Source organism: Mucilaginibacter myungsuensis, from assembly GCF_015222005.1.
Classification (GTDB): domain Bacteria; phylum Bacteroidota; class Bacteroidia; order Sphingobacteriales; family Sphingobacteriaceae; genus Mucilaginibacter; species Mucilaginibacter myungsuensis.
Window position 1 is genome coordinate 388,168 of the sequence record NZ_JADFFL010000004.1, and the last position, 19,413, is coordinate 407,580.

A 19,413-nucleotide genomic window follows, 5' to 3' on the forward strand; every position below is an offset into this window, starting at 1 on the left:
TGTTCAATAGGCAGTGCGTGTCTTTATACGGCGGTCGCCCGCCATAAGTTTAAAACTTTAACAATCTATCAACGGCTTTATCCAGCGTTTCTTGCCTTTTGGCAAAACAAAAGCGCAGGATCTGGTGGTCGGTAGCCTTGGTGTAGAAGGCCGAAACAGGTATGCTGGCCACCCCAAATTCCTTAGTGATGCGCACCGCCAGATCGGTATCTTTCTCATCGGTAAGGCCCTGATAACTTACACATTGAAAGTATGAACCCTGGCAGGGCAGCAGCTTAAACCGGGTGCCCGAAAGCCCCTCCCGAAAGTGATCCCTTTTCTGTTGAAAAAAAGATGACAGGCTCAGGTAAACACTCTCGTCTTTCAGGTATTCGGCAATGGCTACCTGCATAGGTGTGTTCACACTGAACACCAGGTACTGATGTATCTTCCTAAATTCCTGCATCAGATAAGCCGGGGCCAGGCAGTAGCCCATCTTCCACCCCGTATTGTGGAACAACTTACCGAATGATACCGCGATAAAGCTTCGCTCGCGCAACTCGGGGTAACGGGCCATGCTGTGGTGGGTCTCGCCGTCGTACACCAAATGCTCGTACACCTCATCGCTCAGGATAAAGATGTCCTGATTCCTGACGATAGCGGTCAGTTCATCTATATCGGCCTTGGTCAGGATGGTGCCTGTTGGGTTTTGCGGCGTGTTTAAGATGATCATTTTGGTACGGGCGCTGATCAGGCGTTTCACCATATCCCAGGGGATGCGATAGTCGGGCGGATCTAAAGCCAATGATTTAACCAAACCGCCCATCAGTTTAATGGCAGGTGCGTAGCAATCATAAGCCGGTTCAAAAATGATCACTTCGTCGGTCGGGTTGATCACCGCGCTGATGGCAGTGAAGATGGCTTGTGTACCGCCGGCTGTGATGGTGATCTCGGTATCCGGGTTGTAATTCGCTCCGTAAAGTCGCTCGGTCTTGGCTGCTATCTGTTCCCGCAAACTCATCAGCCCGGCCATTGGGGCGTATTGGTTATGGCCGTTCTGCATGGCTTTGTTCACCATACCGACCAGTTCCGGCGAGCAGTCGTAATCGGGGAAACCTTGTGATAGATTAATGGCTCCGGTCTCGGCAGACAAAGCCGACATGACAGTAAATATGGTAGTGCCTGTTTGGGGCAGCTTAGAATTAACTGGTATCATTACCGCCTAAAATAGGTATTTTTATTTTAGGCGGATGATCTGTTCGCGTTTTTACAACTCTGTGTACTCTATCGTTGATCGGGTTTCGCTTGGCGTAGGCGACTGGCTGACTAACGATGTCGACACCTGAGTTTTAGGGAAACCATCGGCATCGTAAGTATAAACATTGGTAGCCGAACTGGTATTATTGGCTATATTTATAAGCTTGTTAGCCCTTGTAAGTACGTTATTTAAAGAAAATGGCGTAACAGGCAAAGACAAGGCAACTTTAGCGCTCAGGTTATCGTAAGGGGTTTTCTTATCATCATAAGTAAACTCCTGATCCATTGGGTTAGAGATATCCCTTACGGTCATTTTGGTAGGGTTCGCTCCGGTATAAGTAAATTGATATGTTGCAGCAAGTTGCCCATCCCATTTGTGGATGATCTCCATTAGTTTATTGCCGGTGTAGTTATAGGTATAAACGTAATCCAAAGCTAACGCACCATTCACGTAAGTTTTAGACCTTACGGTTTTAACAAGGTCTCCTTCATAACTGATCGTAGCCTCTGTTAACGTGGTCCCATTAGTGGTAGTGAAGCCCCCAACCCGTCCGTTTGCGTCGTAAGTGAACCGGGTCTCGACACCTTGCTGCAAGCGGATAGACAAGCGTTTTTTGTCGTCGTAAGCGAATGTAGTAAACGTGGTTTGATAACCGTCTACGGTGTTGCCAAAACCAGGCTCTCCGGGTTGTAATTTTCGGCTGTAGGTTATTTTGATCGGGACCTTAACTTTCTTAGGTGTGTTATCGTCATTAGTAGGTTCGGGCGTTGATGTATTTTTGCAGCTGAACACAAACAGCATGGCTACACAAGCCATTGCAAGTGTAAATTGTTTTTTCATAAGGCGGGTAAATGGTTTATAACTGGTGATATAAATTTACGAACAATATCCGACAATACCAAATCTATTAGTACAGATCTATAGGTTTTCAACCGTTATAGAACAAAAAATGCCGTTGCCTGTTGTGCTATCCGTACAAAACATCCCGACAACTAAACGTAGTACCGCTTTTAATTGCGGAAAATAATTTCTTAATTAGAACTATAATTACCACCTATGACTAACTACCAGGTAGATCTTACCAATTGCGACCGCGAACCTATACACATACCCGGAAAAGTGCAGTCGCATGGTTTTTTGGTAGCTGTTGAAGCCACAACGCTCAATATCACATACATCAGCCAAAATATAGCCGACTTTATAAAAGACAATGCTCAAAACTGGCTGGGCAAAAATATCAACGACCTGCAAAAAATATTACTGCCTGGCCTATCAGCACAGCAATTAAATCAGTTGATAAACCTGGGTATCGGCAGTAAAAATTTCGAGAGCATCAATCCATATAACCTGGAATTGAATGGCGACCCATATTTTCTGATACTGACCCAGTCCGACGGGAACATCATCCTTGAATTTGAACCGACCGATTCGGATCTGGATGTGGATGTGCAAAGATCTATTGGTCGTTCGGTATCCGAAATATTGACAGGCAAAAACCTTAACGCTATCCTGACCAATGCCGCGCGCGAGATCAAAAAGATCATTCAGTACGATCGCGTAATGATCTATCGCTTCAACGAGGACGAGCATGGTGAGGTAGTTGCCGAGGTTAAGAACGATGATCTGGAACCATTTATGGGCTTGCACTACCCGGCATCGGATATCCCAAAACAAGCGCGCCAGCTTTATAAACTGAACTTGACCCGCATCATTGCGGACGTGAATACTGACGCATCGCCGATCGTTACTTTTGAGCAAGGACAACCATTAGATCTGACCCATTCGGTGTTAAGGGCTGTATCGCCTATCCACATCCAATATCTTAAAAACATGGGCGTTGCGTCCAGCTTCAGCATTTCGCTGATCGCCCATGGCGAATTGTGGGGACTGGTGGCTTGTCATAATTATACTCCACGCTTTATCAACTTTAAGGCTCGTGAAGCTGCAAAGTTGGTAGGGCAGATCTTATCGTCGGCTTTAGAATACCGTCAGGATGAGGAGGATACAGAACAGCTTGTCGCTTTAAATTCTGCGGCCAACGAGATATCAGCAAGGCTTAAAAGTGACAAGTCTACTTCGGGCTCTACTATTGTTGCCGCTTTAACAAAAGGAGATGTTAATGTTGCAGATATCACTAACGGTAGTGGGGCAGCGGTCATCATTGATGGGGTACTTAGCGTTTTAGGGCACACTCCAACAGGAGAGCAAATTATCGAAATAGCCGGTTGGTTAAAAGCCAACATGGCCGATTCTATCTATTACACCCATCGTTTCCCCGAGGTCTTCAGCCCGGCTAAAGCCTACAGCGCCACAGCGAGCGGTATTTTAGCTTGCGCGCTGTCTAAGGACCTGAGCGAGATGATCATCTGGTTTAAACCCGAGACGATCACGACGATAAGCTGGGCAGGCAACCCTGAGAAACCGGCCGAACCTGGCGAGAATGGTATTATGCAATTATCTCCCCGTAACTCTTTTGAGACCTGGGAGCAGATCGTAAAGAACACATCGGCCCGCTGGACCAACGAGGAGGTGAGCACCGTATTAAAGATCCGCGAAGAGGTGATCTACGCCATCAACCGCCGTGCTAACGAGATACGCTTACTTAACGAGCGTTTGCAGTTGGCTTACGAGGAATTAGATACCTTTAGCTATACCATCTCACATGATCTGCGTACACCGCTATCATCAGTAAAAAGCTATTCGGAATTTTTATTGGCGACCAATAAAAGTCTGGATGATAAGGCCAAAGAGATCCTCAACAAGATCGTAGCGGGTGCCGATAAGATGAACATGCTGATCAAAGAGATATTGAACTACTCTCGCGTTGGCCGTGCCGAGATCGAGTTCAATAAAATAGATATGACCGCCCTGATCGGCGAGGTAGCCAAAGAGGTGACCAACGCGGTAAAGTCTGACAATTTACAATTGACGATTGGCGATACACCGAATATCTACGGCGACCAGACAATGATCATGCAGGTGTTCACCAACCTGATTAATAATGCGGTGAAATACTCGTCAAGGTCAAACCCATCTATTGTAGAGGTTAAAGGCCGCGTTGAGGATCAGGAGACCATCTATTCGATATCCGATAACGGAGTTGGTATCGACGTGAATTACTTTAGCCGTGTATTTGAATTATTTAAACGAATGGACAACGCGAAGGATTATGAAGGCACAGGCGTTGGTTTAGCCATTGTGAAACGTATTGTAGAGAAACACCACGCCCGCATCTGGTTTGAAAGCAAACTGGGATCTGGCACGGTATTTTATATATCTTTTAGAAATTATTAAGAACGTGAGCGCCCCCGACATTTTTTACGTAGAAGACGATACCGATTTTGCCTTCCTCACAAAGCATGCTATTGAGGAAGTGAACAATGGACTATCAGTGAAAATAGTAGACAACGGCAAGGATGCCCTTGATACTTTGCAACAACTGTGCGACAACAGAATAAAGCCGCGACTGATCATGCTCGACCTGAATTTGCCCGGCATGTCCGGTCATGATCTGTTGAAGAAGATCAAGGAGATGCCATTTTTAAAGTATGTGCCGGTAGTGTTCTTTACCACCTCGGATAATCCCAAGGATATCCGTGCATCGCTTGAATTTGGCGCTAATGCCTATTTAACCAAGCCGTCGGGCTATTTGAATCTGGTATCGTGCCTGCACTCGCTGCACGATTTCTGGTTCACTAAACATGTCAACTTAAATTAAATTTGTTTTGAAAAGGATATTAGTAGTTGATGACGACAAGGACATCTCAGAAATGGTGCAAGTTATTCTTGCCGATGATTATGAGGTGGAATGCAAGTCGGAATATGAAGGTTTGGTTGATAAGCTTAAAAGTTTTGACCCTCACCTTATCCTGTTGGACAATAGTCTTGGCGAACGTAGTTCGGGGGATTTTATATCCGAACTGAAAGAGATCACTGAACTGAAAGCTATACCTATCGTGCTATTTTCTGCACACTATGATATTGAAAAGGTGGCATCTAAGGTGCAGGCAGATGATTTTTTAGCAAAGCCATTCAGCCTTGATGACCTGCATAACGTCCTCGAAAAACACATCGGGGAATAACCCGCCCGTCTACCCTACCTATGCTACAAGAATTACTGAAAGAAGCTACCCGCCCCTACCACGATCAGCTGGAGCAGGCCATGTTTGTTAACCAGATCATGGATGGTACGCTTACCAAGCAACAATATCAGAAAGTATTATCGGTGAACTATTTGGCTCACGCTCATTTTGAAGGCGCTATTGTTAGTCACCTTTCTCCGGCTTTGCAAGAGGAATTGGATATAGACAGCCGCATCAAGATCGAGCACCTGCAAAAAGATCTGGAAGAATTGGACATCAATGTGCCTTTCGTCCCCCAAGGCACTCCTGTAGAATCTATCGAGATGGGCGATGCGTCCTTATTAGGCGCCATGTACGTGTTAGAAGGCGCTACCCTTGGCGGCCATGTGATCGTTAAACGCCTGTTGCAGAACGAACAATTAAAACCGCTTAACCTTGGTTACCACTACTACCAAGCATATGGTGCTGACCTGGTTTACAAATGGAAGAGTTTTGTACAGGTACTGAATACCCGGGTGGAAGAAAAGGACTATCCCAAAGCAGTTAAAAGCGCCGGCATCATGTTCAAAAACATGAAAGTTTTGGCCGAAGCGATAACGGTATAATTACAGTACCGATCTGCTATATTGTACGGCCATGACGGTCAGCCCAACCCTGCAATACAGTTTCAAAATAGCGTTTACTACATCGCTGGTGTCACCTATGCTGTATTTGGCACTGGCAGGGTCACACGCGGCAAGCGAAGCCGGCTTTGCCATCATATGGATGCTGGCCACCATGGGTATCGGCAGCGCTTGCGCCCTCACGGTAGCTATGCTGTTCGGTCAGGCGGTGATCTTTTTGTATCGTCAATCACTCAGCGCTACGCAGGTAAAGTTACTGCTCTCCATTATTGCCACTGTCCTCTGCGCCCTCAGCATGGTCATATTTTACGGCTGGCACGAGTTCGATACCATTTACTATAAATTGTTCGTCACTTATGCAACGGTGGCGGTTTGCGGGGTGTGGTTGTATGGGATCAGGGTTGCACCGAACAAGGAATTGTAGTTACAGTGCAAGAAACTTAGTACAGCCTTGCCTCCGCAACATCTTCCATCAAAATTATTTAACTTAGCCATTATGAAAAGCCTCCGCAACATCGCCCTCCTATCAGCCATCGCATTAACAACTGCCTGCTCATCGCCCGAAAAGAAAGTACCTGTGGTTGGTTTTATCGAAGCTTTTGAGGATGCTACTGTTGGCCAGGCCCGCACGGGCTTTACCGATGCGCTGAAAAAAGGCGGCTATAGTGAGGACAGCAAGACCATCAAAATAGAATACCGTAATGCCCAGGGCAATATCCCTAACCTGGTGCAGATCGCTAATTATTATGTAAACCAGCCGGTGAATTTGCTGGCTACCAGCACAACCCTATCCACTTTGACCGCGTCGCAAAAAACCAGTACTATCCCTATTTTTGCCATGGTATCGCCAACGCCGGAGCGGATGAAGGTTTTGAACGGTCAGGGTAAAGCGCCTGCCAATCTGTTCGGTGCCGTGGAGGATCTGCAATACATCGACACCTCATTTGCGCTGATCCCGCAATTACTGAAACCGCAAATGGGCCGATTGAAGGTCGGCGTGATCTACAACCAGTCCGAGCCGCAATCTACCGATGCGCTCGACCTGATCAAAGCACGTGCCGCCGGTCTGAACGTGGATGTAATAGCCATGCCCGTAAATACATCGGCCGATGCACAGTTAGTGACCAAGGCATTGTTAGATAAAACCATCGACGCTTTTTTTGCCTTGCCTGACAATACGGTCTTCGCATCCTTTGAGACCATTGTAAAAAGTTGCGACGAGAAATTTGTACCGATATTCAGCAGCGAGGCCGGCCTTGTTCAACGCGGCGCGGTGGCTGCCTTCGGTGCCGACATGTACCAATGGGGTTATCAAGCAGGAGAACAAGCCGCACAATATCTTAAGACCGGCAAGACCGACGGACTGAAGCCCGAGATGGTGAAGATCCGTAAGCGTGTCTATAACCCAACCGCTGCTGCTAAATACCACATCACCGTACCAACAAGTTTCACTGCCGTTAAGTAAATGTACTTTTACCTCACCGCTTTACTATTAGGGCTAAGTTTTGGTTGCCTGGCGTTCGGGATCTATATCTCTATGAAGATATTTAACATCCCTGATATCACTACAGATGGCAGCTATACGCTGGGCGGGGCAGTAACGGGCGTAATGCTGATCCATGATCAGCCTACATACATCATTCTGCCGTCCGTAATTGCGGCTGGTGCCGTTGCCGGAGCGTTAACAGGTATCATCCATACTAAATTAAAGATCAACGCGCTTTTAGCGGGGATATTGGTAATGACAGCCTTATATTCCGTCAACCTGGCCGTGATGGGTAGGTCTAATTTGCCGTTGATCAACTTGCCGACTTTGTTCTCGCTAATCTCGTTCAGCTCCAATACCGACATTAATGCCTTTTGGATATTATCGGCCTTTGTGGTCATCATTATCGCCATCATAGGCTATCTGCTAAAAACCGACCTCGGCTTAGCCATGCGCGCCACAGGCAATAGCGAAAGCATGGTACGCGCCCTTGGCGTTGATACCGACCGGATGAAGATCTTGGGCCTGGCCATTGCCAACGCGCTTACTGCATTGAGTGGTTACCAGATCACCCAATACCAGGGCTTTGCTGATATCAGCATGGGCATAGGTGTAGTGATCACAGGGTTGGGTTCGGTCATTATTGCCGAAACGGTGATCAATTGGTTGCACATTACATTTGTTTGGGCAAGTTTAGCTTTGGTGCTTGGTGGCGCGGTGATCTTCCAACTGGTGCTTGCTTTAACGCTAAGCCTTGGTGTAGACGCTAACTATCTGAAAGCCGCTACCGCGATATTTGTATTACTGATCGTGGGCTTGCCGCGTTTAACACGGAGGGCCGCATGATCAGGTTGACCGACATAAGCAAAACTTTTAACAAGGGGCAACCGAATGAGGTGATGGCTATTGACGCACTTGATCTGACCATCGCTGCCGGCGAGTATTTGGTTATTGTAGGTTCTAATGGATCGGGGAAATCAACGTTATTGAATTTAGTGGCCGGCAGCATCCTACCAACATCCGGAACGATCAATTTTGACGGCGAAGACGTTACCCGCCTACCCGACCATCGCCGCAGTAAATGGATAGCCCGCGTTTTCCAGAACCCGCTAAGTGGTACGGCGCCCGATCTGAGCATCATTGACAATTTCCGCCTGGCTGCATTGCGTACCGGCCATAAGGGCTTACGCATCGGTGTTAACGATGTTTTTAAAGCCCGGGTAAGAGAAAAAATAGCTACCCTGAATATGGGCCTTGAAATCAAGACCGGACAATTGATGGGTTCGTTATCCGGCGGACAACGCCAGGCGCTTACTTTGCTCATGAGCGTAATGGATGATTGCAATATCCTGTTATTAGACGAACCATCGGCCGCTCTTGACCCACGTTCTGCCGACATAGTTATGCGCACAGCAGATTCGCTCATTAAACAATTTAACCTGACGGCCATGCTGGTCACCCATAATTTAAAGGACGCTTATACTTACGGCAACCGCATCATCCAAATGAGCGAGGGCAAGGTCCTGCACGATCTTAGTGCAGAACAAAAAGCCGGGTTAATGCAAAATGACCTGTTCGGCTGGTTCTCTTAAAAAGCCCGTAGAGTATAAAGCTTTTTAGCCACATCATCCTCTGCATTTAAGCATGCCGCAGGTATGCAACGCCCCTTAAGTGGTGTACCTAACGGCACACTATACTTTGTATGTATTTAACTACAAAGCTATTGCTCTTGACAGAGCAGCCGGGGTTTGATCGACTTTATAGAACTTAAACGGCCCAACTCCGTATCGCTCACACTCCTTTATCCGCTAACCTTTTGCCTTTAACCTAAACTGGCAAAGTAATTGCATTAGCATCCGTACCATGAAAAACATCAATTTTGAAGATATAAGAGATGCTTACCAGTTAGTGCAAGGCGCTAAACTTAAAAGCAAGGCCGACGACGAGATATACGAACTTGGCGAGTACGATGCCAACAAACGCGGTTACGTGGTTTTCCCTTTCGAGGATGGAATACTGTACACCGATTTCAGCATGATCATGGCCGAAAAGGAAATGATGATGAATTATATGATCGAGCCGGTGAAGAGCAGTCCATTCCAAAAAGCGGCTTAATATTTTGCCTTGACCGTCGGGAGTATCGGTGCAAATGTTAGTTTTGGGTTTTCCGAACCTATGAAACTAAAAGCCATCATCTTTGATCTTGACGGTACCATTGCCGATACCCTGCCGCTTTGCATAGCGGCTTTCAAAAAAAGTATAGAACCATTGCTTGGCAAAACGCTGAGCGACGATGAGATCATCGCCACCTTTGGCCCGTCAGAAGAAGGAACGATCCGTGCATTAGTCCCGGATCAGGAGGCTCAAGGTGTTCAGGATTACCTGCGTTATTACGAGGAAATGCACAGTACATGCCCGGCGGTATTCCCGGGGATAACCGGGTTGTTAGCGATGCTTGATGCCAAAGGAGTGCAACTGGCCATCGTGACCGGTAAAGGTATCCATAGCACCCGCCTGTCTTTAAAGCAGTTCGGTATAGAAAAATATTTCGATGTGTTAGAGACCGGCTCTCCTGAAGGACCGAACAAAGTGAACGGTATCCGTAATGTGTTAGAACGCCTTAACATCGAAGCCGCAGACGCGTTATATGTTGGCGATGCACCAAGCGACATAAAATACTGTAAACAGGTTAGCTTACCTATCGCTTCGGTAGCCTGGGCCGGTACAACCAATGCCGATGAACTTATACCCTTACAACCCGAGCATTTATTTTACACGGTCGAAGAATTTAGGGAATGGTTAGAGACGGCTATCTAATAATGCTTACCCATCCTGCTTGTAGTGGGCTACCGATATTCAGATCGATCTTGTAATAATAAACCCCGGCAGGTAAGGGCTTACCGCGAAAAGTGCCATCCCATGGTTTAGTATAGCCTTTTGTTTCAAATACAAGTTCGCCTTGGCGGTTAAATATTTGAGTAATGGCGGTAGCATAAGTGTGTAGCCCTCCAACATTCCAGCTTTCATTCACCCCGTCGCCGTTAGGTGTAAATGTATTAGGGATGACAACATTTTGATACACCCGAACAAAGACCTGATCCGTGGCCGTATAATTACACGGGTTACCGGATGAGGTAAAAAGCGTATAAGTAATATCCTGTATCGGGGTAGCTATCGGTCGTAAAGAATCAGCGCTGTTCAAACCTATAGCGGGCGACCAATAAAACGATCTTGCATCGGTCTTCCCCTCCAAAACCACCGATTGACCTACATGTATGATCTTGTTGGGCCCGGCATCTGCTGTCACAGGTGTATCAATGTGTACCGTAACGGTATCATAAGTAAAGCAATCATTCTGCCCGGTAACCTTTACAATAAAGTTTGTTGTCCGGGCCACAGTAGCAATAGGGTTAGCGATGTTGGGATCCGACAGGTTGGCTTCCGGGATCCATTTATAGCTGATACCTCCGGTCGCATTCAATTGTGCCGGCGCACCCACGCATACCGTTAGGTCGGAGCCGGCATTGGCTTTTATCTTAGGCACGATACTGACCGTGTGCGAGGTTACGGTGACGCAGCCGTTCCTGGTGATCTTTACCGAATAGGTACCTTCGTGCGCTAAAGTAGATTTATCTACCATCACCACCTGCAAGGGATATTTAGTACCATCAGGGAAGGTCCATTCATAGGTATCGCCGTAGGCGCACTCAAAAACCATTCTTTCTCCTTCACAAAATATATTTCCCCCGGTTATAGTGGCAGATGGCAGTCTGTTGACGATAACTGTTAATTCGTTAGAATTAACCCTGCAATTAGGTGATCCCATATTTCTACGTTCAGATGTTACCAATCTGTATTTGTAAGTACCGGGCACTGCGGCTGTGATATTGATCGTGTAATTTAAAGTAGTAGCGCCGGGGATATCTGTCCAGGACATTCCCCTGTTCTCCTGCCATTGATATACAGGGTCGCCGTAACCTTCTCCCGCTGTAGCAAACACTTTGTACTCCGCATTATCACCTTCACAAATATTTTGCACCGGTGAGGTAAAAGAAGCAAATGAGGTGGCTATAGTTGGCCCGCAGGCGCGAAATGTGATATCATCTAAAACCAGATCATTCCCGCCACCACCCGGCGCCCGGTTGACCATAATGAGCGTAACATCACTGGATACATCCGGAGTTTTAAAATTAAGCCCGTATTGTACCCATTTATCTTCTCCATTAGGTATGCCGTACGTCCGGTAAAGTATATCTCCCTGAGTTGTCCTGATGATAAATTCGATATCCGGCTGATTACCGTTCCTTCCACGTAATAGGTTTTTGACCCATGCAGCAAACTCATAAACGGTACCAGGACACAATCCATTTATCTTTTGCCGATAAAACTCCCCCGGTTGGTTAGATGCATTCACCACCATCATATAACCACCCGGATCACCGGTATGGTCAGTAGTCAGCCACCAGCCTGCGTTATGGTCACCCTCTGTAGTATTCTTAATACTGTACTCTCCATCCTCGGTACCCTCGTTGTTAGTGTAGGTGTAATTAGTAATATCCGAAAACCGATCCGGGCTCCGTTTAGACGGGCCTGCACCAAAATCAACCTTCACTATTGGATCGCCTAAACTACCTGTACACACCTGCGCATAACTGCCGATGCAGCAAAACACAAATAACAAACAGGCGAGAGCGGCTTTCATAAAATTAAAAAGGATCTACAAGAAATAGCAACCTGATCATAGTAAGGGTCGCCGGCATAATTGGTAGACCAAATATATCTATTTAAGCGATAAACGACTGAAATTTAGCTTAGAATATCGCATCTATCGATAATATATAGGCATCGGTGCATTTGTTATATACTTGATGATATCGCTAAGCCATCATTTTAACGCTGATCTAATTTTGCTATGACAAAAGAGCTTTGGATAAATCTACCCGTAAAAGGCCTGAACGAGGCTATCGACTTTTTCACGACGATAGGATTTGCATTCAACAAAAATAGCCCCGGCGTTAGCCCGTTGACAGCGCCCATACAGGTGGGCAGCAAGGCCATAACGGTAATGCTATTTCAGGAAGAGGCTTTTAAAGCGACCTGTCGTAACGAAATCTCAGATACAGCAACAGGGACAGAGGTACTATTTTCGTTCAACCTGGCGTCGCAAGCCGAGGTTGACGAGTTAGCTGCCAAGATCACCAATGCTGGCGGCAACCTGTTCGCTCCTCCGGCCGAATTTCAGGGGTGGATGTATGGTTGCGCGTTCGCCGACCTTGACGGGCACCGCTGGAACGCGCTTTATATGGATATGAGTAAAATTAAAGCCTAAGATAGCTCCCAAAAACTACGGTACCGGAAAGGTGTAACACCATAACGGCTGCGGAACAAGCGGATGAACGAGCTGGCACACTCAAAGCCTACCATATTTACGATCTGGTTTACCGGCAAAGCCGTCGATCTTAGTAATTGCTTTGCCCGTTGTAACCTCACCTGCACTAAATATTGGTGTGGCGATTGCCCAAAGGCTTGTTTAAAAGTACGCAACAAATGATTGACCGACAGACAAGCATGCGCGGCCACATCATTAAGGCTGATGTTTTGGCTGTAATTGCTCACCACGTATTCCTTAGCCAGGTTTAAGCGGCGCAATATCTCCACTTTAGTATCACGGTTGGCAAATTGCAACTGATCCAACTTGCCAGATATCTCTTCGGTGTAGATCAGATCATAATTTTCCAGGCATTGCTTTAACGACTCGTTGATCAGCGCTTCGTTCTGCTGGCCCTCGTCCATATAGCTTTTTAATTGCTGAACATGCCGGCGCAGATCGTTCTTAAGCGGATACAAGGTTTCGTTAAGCGGCTGATCATAAGGCTGCCCACTTTTACGAAAATTGTGAAGGAACGACTGATCAAAGGCGATCGCGAAACTATCTACCGGTGCACCGGGATCCATCTTAGTAGTATACTTGGTGCCGTTATTCAAGATCAGGAACTGATCGGGATGAAGCGTCAGCTCGCGTTTACCGATGCTGTAACGGGCATCGCCGCCGAACACAAAATGCAGGGTCAGGCCATCGTTCAGTTTATTAGGCTGCGCCGGGCTGTCGGTATTATAACTGATGGTATTTTGGTCGCTGGTGATGGTATCGTATCGCATAAAACAATGAGGTTGATCGCTATACCTCAAATTTACTTAATGCAATAGGGTGATAGTATCACCCTGATAGGGGGATTTTTAGGGTGATGTTTACTAAGCGGAGAATTTTAACCACAAAAAGCACGAAGGGCACAAAGATTCTGTGATCGGCAAACATAGCTTTGTGATCTTCGTGGTTCTCCCTTTGTGCGCTTTGTGGTAAAATGTCTTTGTAAAAAACTATATCAATCTATTATCCTTCGCCGTCCGTATCGCGTCGGCCCGCGAATTGACGTTAAGTTTCAGGTAGATATTTTTGATGTGCGTGCGGACAGTTTCAGGGTCGATAAAAAGTTGCTTGGCCACCTGACTGCGGCTTTTGCCCTCGGCAACCAATTCCAAGATCTGGGTCTCGCGTTTGGATAGTGGCGAGTCCTGGTTCTTCATAAAGGATGATATCACCATGCGGGCAATATTGATGCTCATGGGGCCGCCGCCTTCTTTTACTTCTTTGATCGATTCGATGATACGGGTGGCCGGTGTGGCTTTGGTCAGGTAACCACTGGCCCCGTTGGCTAAAGCATCAAATATCTGCTTTTGCGATTCGTACACGGTCAGGATCAGCACATGGCAATCGGGCAATACCTTTTTGATCTTAGGCAGGGCCTCGATACCGCTGGTGCCGGGTAGCTGGATATCCAGCAGAATCACCTCGGGGCGGTCGGCAGCGAGGCTGTTAGCGGCCTCGTCGTAGCTGGCATAGGTATTTACCACGTAATAGCCTTCGGCGGCTCCAACCAGGTAGGCGTAGCCGTAACGGATGGTCTCATCGTCCTCAATAATTACTATCCTTATATCGCGTTCCATAATTTATCAGGCTTTGATCTTTGGGTTGATATTAAATGTTAAAGCGATAGCCGTACCCTCACCCGGTGCCGATGCTACCGTGATGTCGCCCCCTATACGTTTGGCCCGGGTGCGGATGTTCACACAGCCGTGTCCCTTGCTTGGTTTATTTGTATCGAAACCTACACCATCGTCACTGATCTGCAGGGTGACCAAGTTTGGTTCGTAACGTATCAGTTCGATCACGACATGCTTAGGATGAGCGTGTTTGAGGGCGTTGTTCAGCAATTCTTTAAATATCATGGTGATGTTACGGCTGTACTCCATGGGCAGTTTTACGGTCGCCATCTCCATGATGATACCATCAAAACTAAGATCGATCGGTGTATCGGCAAATATCTCTATACCGGTCTCGCGGATATGGTTCAGCACCTCGTACAGGTTATCACTTTTAGGATCCATAGCCCAAAGGATATCGCGCGTGCCATTATACAACGATGCCGCGTTCTGCTTGATCTGCCAGACCAACTTCCGTGGCTCTGTTTTGTCAGCACCTAATTGCGCATCAAGTATATCGGAAAGCACAGTGATCCGTGTCAGCTTATTACCCAGATCATCATGAAAATCCTCGGCAGTTTGCTGGCGTATCTTGGCTTTTTCTTCCTCACGCATCAGCTCTATGGCCTGCTCGCGTTTCCGTTTACCGCGCTGGATAAAGGATTGCAAACTTACACCAATTAAGATCAATGCCAGTACCGACCCTAACCTGAACCAGGTGGTTTGATAGAACGGCGGCGCTATCTCAAAACTAAAGCGGGCGATGTTTTTAGACACTTGCTTACCTACCATCGCCTTCACCTCGAAGGTGTATTTACCGGGCGGCAACGACGGATAGTCGACCGCGTTGCTCTTTACCGGCGCGCCAAAGTCCTTATTCAAACCCACCAGCCGATATTGGTAAGTTACCTCGGCAGGACTTTTTAAATAGACACCCAAAAAGGAGATGGTCATCCGGTCCTGACTTGGCGATAATTTTAACACCTTATCGTCAGCGATGAAGGTAACCGGCTCGTCTTTATCCCCATCGAACACTTTAATATCACCGATCATCACATACGGAGCTGAAATATCTTGTTTAGGCCGATCGGTGCTGAAAACCGTTAGACCCTTAGTTGTCCCCACTAACATTTGATGGTTGTGATAAAGGATCCCATTCTGATTCGATTCGATAATTCGCCCTTTCAACTCCCCGCCCGGCAATATCGCGAAAGCGAAAGATCGCGGATCTATACTGAACCGGCTTACGCCTCTACCCGTTCCTGCCCAAAGTGTACCATGCTCGTCTTCAGCCAGGCTGTAAATGCTGTTGGCAGGCAGGCCGTCTTTGGTGGTATAGTTCTTTACCCTTCCCGTCCGCATATTCCAAGCAAATACACCCGAATCGTCCGAGCCGATCAGCACCAGGCCTTTATAGCGGATCATGCTGTAGATCGATGTACTATCGAGCGCATTCAATTTAAAGCCCGGTACCTCTTTCTTATTTACGATCAGCTTCAAGCCATCGTGGCTGCCTGCCAATACCGAGTCGCCGCCTAAAGCCAACAATGAAGACGTGAATGCCCGGACACCCGAAAATTGCATCGCATCCCCTTTATCAAAATAATAAACCCCGGCCGACGTACCCGCCCAAACAGTGCCGTCGGCACCCCGCGCGAAGGTCAAGCCCGACATCCCATACGTTCCCTTAACCTGATCGAACTTTTTACCATCATATCGAAATATCCCGTCGCGATTAGTGCCTACCCACATCAGGCCGGCATCATCTTTCAGCAGGCTCAACGTACGGGGCGAATGACCCGGCTTACGTTCATCCCAAATAGGGCTAATAGTACGTCCGTCAAATTTACCAACGCCGTCACCATCGATCGCCAGTAGCAACTGGTTATTGCGGTCGCGGGCTATACCCATCACGATCGGACTCATCTCGGTATTGCCATACCGGTTATAAAGCACGTAATGGTCGCCATTGTAACGATACAATCCGTCGCCCTGCGTACCCAGCCAAATATTGCCGTCCCGGTCTTCATAAATATCTGATACCTCGGCATCGCTGAAACCGTTCTGCGCGTTAAAAGCCGTCAGTTTATTTTGTGGCGACAAACGGTAAGCGCCGCTCCCGGTGCCTATCCAAAGGTTATCTGCGGCATCTTTTGTCATGCTCACAAACGACGTTTTGATAACCTTAAGCGCATCGTAAGCGTAGGGTTGCATAGTTTTCCCGTCCGTAATATAAATACCACTGAAACCTTGTATCCATAGCTGCCTGGGCCGGCGTTTATCAAACAGCAGCTTCATCATGTAAAGCTTCCCAAACTCGCTGGGAAATGTGAAATAATGCTTCCAGGCCTTCCCTTCTAAATAGTAAAGCGCCTTGTTATTCACCGCGGCGAACACGCGCCCTTTGGGATCCACAGCCACCGTGGTAACCGTATCCATACCTCCCGTAATGTTCGCCAACTGCATCTTACCGCCTGATACCTTGAACAGGTGACCGTCGGTAATGCCCCAGATGTTGCCGTCCTTATCTTCGGTAATACGGTTGATCCAGCCACGACCGGGTCCTGCAGGGTAATTAAGGTTGATCAGTTTGCCGTTTTCGTAACAAGCCAAACCTTTGTTAGCGCCTATCCATGTGCGGCCTTTGCTATCGCAAAAAACGGCGTAAGCAAAATTGTTCTTCAGGCCGTTGGCTTTGGTGAGGGCAAAGTGCTCGACACCATCAAAACGGCTTACGCCACCCAGGGTGGCTATCCACAGACGGTGGGTATTATCCTGTGATATTTTGTTGACCTGAGATTGTATCAACCCGTCGGCGATATCGTAATGCGTAAACATGTACCGCTGTGCCCGGGTCGACAAAACACAGCACATCAAAGCCAGCAACAAAGTCGCTTTAATGCTGATAATATTTAACTTAATGGAGCGGTACACAATGGACAGAGTGGTGATTTTTACCAAGATGAAAATAAAGTTTATTATCTTAAAAAAAATCCCCCGTTTAGGGTGATTATAGCATAGACCGATCTTTGTTTATATTTGGGTAGACTATTGAACAAAACCCGAAACGAAATGAAAAGACTATTATTAGCCGCTGCCGCTAAATGCCTGTCATTCACTACGCAAGTACAGCAAGACGCATTCAAACCCCTGCACCAGTTAGCCGGTGGCACCTGGAAAATGAAGACAGCCCGCGGTTACACCTGCGAGCAACGGACAAAGGTAACCGACACCGAACTAAGCAGCAAAGGCTTTAATATACGTGGCACAGATACGGTGCCTACCGAATCTGTAAAGATCAAGATCAACAATGGCACTATCTGCTACATCCCTATCGTTAAGGGGCAAAACGGTGGCAAGCCGGTAGAATTTAAACTGACCTCATCGGCCAATAATGTTTATCAGTTCAGCAACCCGGGGCATGACTACCCGCAAGTGATCGCTTACGAGTTGGTGAGCAAAGACTCGATAAACGCCTGGATAGAAGGCGACATGAACGGACAAAAACGCCGCATCGATTTCCACTACAAGCGCGAAAAGTAATTAGGCCACCATCCCGATGACCAGCACCACGGCATTATTGCTTAGGGCTTCCATGTCGGCTTCGGTAAGGTCCCATAGTGCCAGGCCATCGCGCTGATGCATCAGGCGGCCCTGCAATTCAAACGCACCAGCTATAACGAATGCGTAAAATAACCCGCCGGTGTTTTTAAGCTGATAAATAGCATCGGCCCGGCCATCGAACATACCGATATGCATGCTGAATGGCAAGTCATCATCAATGGTGATCGGCACCAATTGGTTTTGCTTGCCATCCAGATCAAACTCTAATATTTGAGCAGATCGGTCAACAGATCCATCTGCTTGAAATTCCAGATACAGGAAATTGATCTGTTCGTCGGTGTAAGGGTTGGATAACTTGATATCCCCTCGCGCTTCGATGTATCGTTGGTAAACCTGACCAACGTCTATGGCATCGCCATTGATACCAACCTCACCTGTTATCGGCACGATCACCACAAAACTATTTTGCTTCGGTTGATATGTCTGACTGTGCGATGGTGCAAACAATTCATCGTTCAAAGTTAGTAACTTACCGAATGGCTTGCGCTCGGCCTCCTGATAGTCGCCATAGTTGAGCGTACTCCAGCGGGTAAGTCCGCCTTGCTCGGTGACGCCCCGCTGATCGGCTAAGTGTATCTGTCCGGGTGATAGTTTTTCCATGATGGGTGGGTTATCGTTTATTTACCACTTATGAAGGTTAGTGATATAGCAGTACCCGTGGTGTTCCCCTAAATTAGGGGAAAGCAGAGCCAGTGCAAGTTGCAGATCCATTAAAAAGGGGTACTCGCCGGAGGTCCTTTCTAAATCTCTTTCAACGTCTGTATCGCCAAATAAGGCTGCAACTGAAACAACTCCGTATTGACAACACCATCCTCCGCAACTGCATTCAGCGCCGATACCAGCAAATAATTGTTCACCGTATCGTGCCAAACCAATAGCTCCGAAAAAAAGTTGATGGCGACCACGTGTTTAGCGGCGTCGTCAATATCCGAGTTAATGATCTCGAACTGAAAACTGCTGATCTTTAAAAAACGACGGCCAAGCGTATTCAGGATATCCGGGATCACGCCGCCTAATTGTTGGACGTAGCCCGTAACCGCCGGGGCTACCCTTGCGGGTAGTTGTTGCGCGTCGGGGGCATGGCGTAGCAGCTCGGCGTAGGAGGTATAATTAGTGCCTGCGCTAAAATTCTGCGCCTGGATCCTGAACTCCATAAAGCTATCCTCGTGTACCATTTTATCCCAGGCCGATGTGGCATCGGCCCTGATGATCTTGCGGTAGCAAAGCGTAATGATCCTTTTATCCATGATAGTTTAAAACCCAAAAAACGTTGAAAGTTTACAAACCTTAACATTTTTTGAACTGTTGAATTTCAGGGAT

Annotated in this window: 20 protein-coding genes; 12 read left to right on the forward strand and 8 right to left on the reverse strand. The window is 47.3% G+C overall.

Annotated elements, in window-relative coordinates; genetic code table 11:
• Positions 1-49: 49 nt before the first annotated feature.
• A complete protein-coding gene (locus IRJ16_RS12995) occupies positions 50-1,195 on the reverse strand; it encodes a methionine aminotransferase (protein ID WP_194112027.1) in 1,146 nt (381 codons plus the stop codon).
• A gap of 51 nt (positions 1,196-1,246) precedes the next feature.
• Positions 1,247-2,077: a hypothetical protein gene (locus IRJ16_RS13000; RefSeq protein WP_194112028.1), complete on the reverse strand. Its 831-nt coding sequence runs from the start codon at positions 2,075-2,077 to the stop codon at positions 1,247-1,249.
• Positions 2,078-2,293: 216 nt separating this feature from the next.
• Between IRJ16_RS13000 and IRJ16_RS13005 the strand changes: the two genes are divergently transcribed.
• The 10 genes from IRJ16_RS13005 to IRJ16_RS13050 all read left to right on the forward strand — a co-directional run bounded on the left by IRJ16_RS13005 (position 2,294) and on the right by IRJ16_RS13050 (position 10,245).
• Positions 2,294-4,531 carry an ATP-binding protein gene (locus tag IRJ16_RS13005; RefSeq protein WP_194112029.1) on the forward strand — a complete coding sequence of 746 codons (2,238 nt, stop codon included), beginning with the start codon at positions 2,294-2,296 and terminating at the stop codon, positions 4,529-4,531.
• 4 nt (positions 4,532-4,535) lie between these two features.
• Positions 4,536-4,955 (forward strand): response regulator, encoded by a 420-nt coding sequence (locus IRJ16_RS13010; RefSeq protein WP_194112030.1) that lies wholly within the window; start codon positions 4,536-4,538, stop codon positions 4,953-4,955.
• A 7-nt stretch (positions 4,956-4,962) separates the two neighbouring features.
• Positions 4,963-5,319 (forward strand): response regulator, encoded by a 357-nt coding sequence (locus IRJ16_RS13015; RefSeq protein WP_194112031.1) that lies wholly within the window; start codon positions 4,963-4,965, stop codon positions 5,317-5,319.
• Between the two features lie 20 nt (positions 5,320-5,339).
• Entirely contained in the window at positions 5,340-5,924 is a 585-nt protein-coding gene (locus tag IRJ16_RS13020; RefSeq protein ID WP_194112032.1) for a biliverdin-producing heme oxygenase, read from the forward strand.
• A 31-nt stretch (positions 5,925-5,955) separates the two neighbouring features.
• Positions 5,956-6,366: a hypothetical protein gene (locus tag IRJ16_RS13025; RefSeq protein ID WP_194112033.1), complete on the forward strand. Its 411-nt coding sequence runs from the start codon at positions 5,956-5,958 to the stop codon at positions 6,364-6,366.
• Between the two features lie 72 nt (positions 6,367-6,438).
• Positions 6,439-7,407: an ABC transporter substrate-binding protein gene (locus IRJ16_RS13030; protein ID WP_194112034.1), complete on the forward strand. Its 969-nt coding sequence runs from the start codon at positions 6,439-6,441 to the stop codon at positions 7,405-7,407.
• Complete coding sequence (locus tag IRJ16_RS13035) at positions 7,408-8,274, forward strand: ABC transporter permease (protein WP_194112035.1); 867 nt, start codon at positions 7,408-7,410, stop codon at positions 8,272-8,274.
• Positions 8,271-9,020, forward strand: a complete 750-nt coding sequence (locus IRJ16_RS13040) for an ABC transporter ATP-binding protein (protein ID WP_194112036.1) — start codon at positions 8,271-8,273, stop codon at positions 9,018-9,020. Before IRJ16_RS13035 ends, IRJ16_RS13040 begins: the two co-directional genes overlap by 4 nt.
• A 271-nt stretch (positions 9,021-9,291) precedes the next feature.
• Entirely contained in the window at positions 9,292-9,543 is a 252-nt protein-coding gene (locus tag IRJ16_RS13045) for a hypothetical protein (RefSeq protein WP_194112037.1), read from the forward strand.
• A 60-nt stretch (positions 9,544-9,603) separates the two neighbouring features.
• On the forward strand, positions 9,604-10,245 hold the full coding sequence (locus tag IRJ16_RS13050; RefSeq protein WP_194112038.1) for an HAD family hydrolase: 642 nt from the start codon (positions 9,604-9,606) through the stop codon (positions 10,243-10,245).
• Here IRJ16_RS13050 and IRJ16_RS13055 read toward each other — a convergent pair.
• Entirely contained in the window at positions 10,238-12,130 is a 1,893-nt protein-coding gene (locus IRJ16_RS13055) for a gliding motility-associated C-terminal domain-containing protein (RefSeq protein ID WP_194112039.1), read from the reverse strand. The genes IRJ16_RS13050 and IRJ16_RS13055 overlap by 8 nt on opposite strands.
• Positions 12,131-12,340: 210 nt before the next feature.
• On the opposite strand from IRJ16_RS13055, the gene IRJ16_RS13060 reads away from it, so the two are divergent.
• Positions 12,341-12,757 carry a VOC family protein gene (locus tag IRJ16_RS13060; protein WP_194112040.1) on the forward strand — a complete coding sequence of 139 codons (417 nt, stop codon included), beginning with the start codon at positions 12,341-12,343 and terminating at the stop codon, positions 12,755-12,757.
• Here the strand turns inward: IRJ16_RS13060 and IRJ16_RS13065 are convergent.
• From IRJ16_RS13065 to IRJ16_RS13075, 3 genes are all read right to left on the reverse strand, one after another.
• Positions 12,754-13,587 (reverse strand): helix-turn-helix domain-containing protein, encoded by an 834-nt coding sequence (locus tag IRJ16_RS13065; RefSeq protein ID WP_194112041.1) that lies wholly within the window; start codon positions 13,585-13,587, stop codon positions 12,754-12,756. The genes IRJ16_RS13060 and IRJ16_RS13065 overlap by 4 nt on opposite strands.
• A gap of 219 nt (positions 13,588-13,806) precedes the next feature.
• Positions 13,807-14,433: a response regulator transcription factor gene (locus IRJ16_RS13070; protein ID WP_194112042.1), complete on the reverse strand. Its 627-nt coding sequence runs from the start codon at positions 14,431-14,433 to the stop codon at positions 13,807-13,809.
• A 6-nt stretch (positions 14,434-14,439) separates the two neighbouring features.
• Positions 14,440-17,430, reverse strand: coding sequence for a sensor histidine kinase (locus tag IRJ16_RS13075; protein WP_194112043.1), 2,991 nt, complete (start codon positions 17,428-17,430; stop codon positions 14,440-14,442).
• Positions 17,431-17,541: 111 nt separating this feature from the next.
• Here IRJ16_RS13075 and IRJ16_RS13080 point away from each other — a divergent pair, with 111 nt between their 5' ends.
• Positions 17,542-18,012 (forward strand): DUF6265 family protein, encoded by a 471-nt coding sequence (locus tag IRJ16_RS13080; RefSeq protein WP_194112044.1) that lies wholly within the window; start codon positions 17,542-17,544, stop codon positions 18,010-18,012.
• Here the strand turns inward: IRJ16_RS13080 and IRJ16_RS13085 are convergent, their stop codons facing one another.
• Both IRJ16_RS13085 and IRJ16_RS13090 read right to left on the reverse strand, forming a co-directional pair.
• A complete protein-coding gene (locus IRJ16_RS13085) occupies positions 18,013-18,693 on the reverse strand; it encodes a pirin family protein (RefSeq protein ID WP_194112045.1) in 681 nt (226 codons plus the stop codon).
• A 140-nt stretch (positions 18,694-18,833) separates the two neighbouring features.
• Positions 18,834-19,340, reverse strand: a complete 507-nt coding sequence (locus IRJ16_RS13090; protein ID WP_194112046.1) for a hypothetical protein — start codon at positions 19,338-19,340, stop codon at positions 18,834-18,836.
• Between the last annotated feature and the right edge of the window lie 73 nt (positions 19,341-19,413).

Excerpts from the sequence above, each read along its gene's own strand:
- IRJ16_RS12995 (WP_194112027.1), bottom strand. The coding sequence starts at position 1,195 with ATGATACCAGTTAATTCTAAGCTGCCCCAAACAGGCACTACCATATTT.
- IRJ16_RS13000 (WP_194112028.1), bottom strand. The coding sequence starts at position 2,077 with ATGAAAAAACAATTTACACTTGCAATGGCTTGTGTAGCCATGCTGTTT.
- IRJ16_RS13005 (WP_194112029.1), top strand. The coding sequence starts at position 2,294 with ATGACTAACTACCAGGTAGATCTTACCAATTGCGACCGCGAACCTATA.
- IRJ16_RS13020 (WP_194112032.1), top strand. The coding sequence starts at position 5,340 with ATGCTACAAGAATTACTGAAAGAAGCTACCCGCCCCTACCACGATCAG.
- IRJ16_RS13025 (WP_194112033.1), top strand. The coding sequence starts at position 5,956 with ATGACGGTCAGCCCAACCCTGCAATACAGTTTCAAAATAGCGTTTACT.
- IRJ16_RS13030 (WP_194112034.1), top strand. The coding sequence starts at position 6,439 with ATGAAAAGCCTCCGCAACATCGCCCTCCTATCAGCCATCGCATTAACA.
- IRJ16_RS13035 (WP_194112035.1), top strand. The coding sequence starts at position 7,408 with ATGTACTTTTACCTCACCGCTTTACTATTAGGGCTAAGTTTTGGTTGC.
- IRJ16_RS13040 (WP_194112036.1), top strand. The coding sequence starts at position 8,271 with ATGATCAGGTTGACCGACATAAGCAAAACTTTTAACAAGGGGCAACCG.
- IRJ16_RS13045 (WP_194112037.1), top strand. The coding sequence starts at position 9,292 with ATGAAAAACATCAATTTTGAAGATATAAGAGATGCTTACCAGTTAGTG.
- IRJ16_RS13050 (WP_194112038.1), top strand. The coding sequence starts at position 9,604 with ATGAAACTAAAAGCCATCATCTTTGATCTTGACGGTACCATTGCCGAT.
- IRJ16_RS13055 (WP_194112039.1), bottom strand. The coding sequence starts at position 12,130 with ATGAAAGCCGCTCTCGCCTGTTTGTTATTTGTGTTTTGCTGCATCGGC.
- IRJ16_RS13060 (WP_194112040.1), top strand. The coding sequence starts at position 12,341 with ATGACAAAAGAGCTTTGGATAAATCTACCCGTAAAAGGCCTGAACGAG.
- IRJ16_RS13065 (WP_194112041.1), bottom strand. The coding sequence starts at position 13,587 with ATGCGATACGATACCATCACCAGCGACCAAAATACCATCAGTTATAAT.
- IRJ16_RS13070 (WP_194112042.1), bottom strand. The coding sequence starts at position 14,433 with ATGGAACGCGATATAAGGATAGTAATTATTGAGGACGATGAGACCATC.
- IRJ16_RS13080 (WP_194112044.1), top strand. The coding sequence starts at position 17,542 with ATGAAAAGACTATTATTAGCCGCTGCCGCTAAATGCCTGTCATTCACT.
- IRJ16_RS13085 (WP_194112045.1), bottom strand. The coding sequence starts at position 18,693 with ATGGAAAAACTATCACCCGGACAGATACACTTAGCCGATCAGCGGGGC.
- IRJ16_RS13090 (WP_194112046.1), bottom strand. The coding sequence starts at position 19,340 with ATGGATAAAAGGATCATTACGCTTTGCTACCGCAAGATCATCAGGGCC.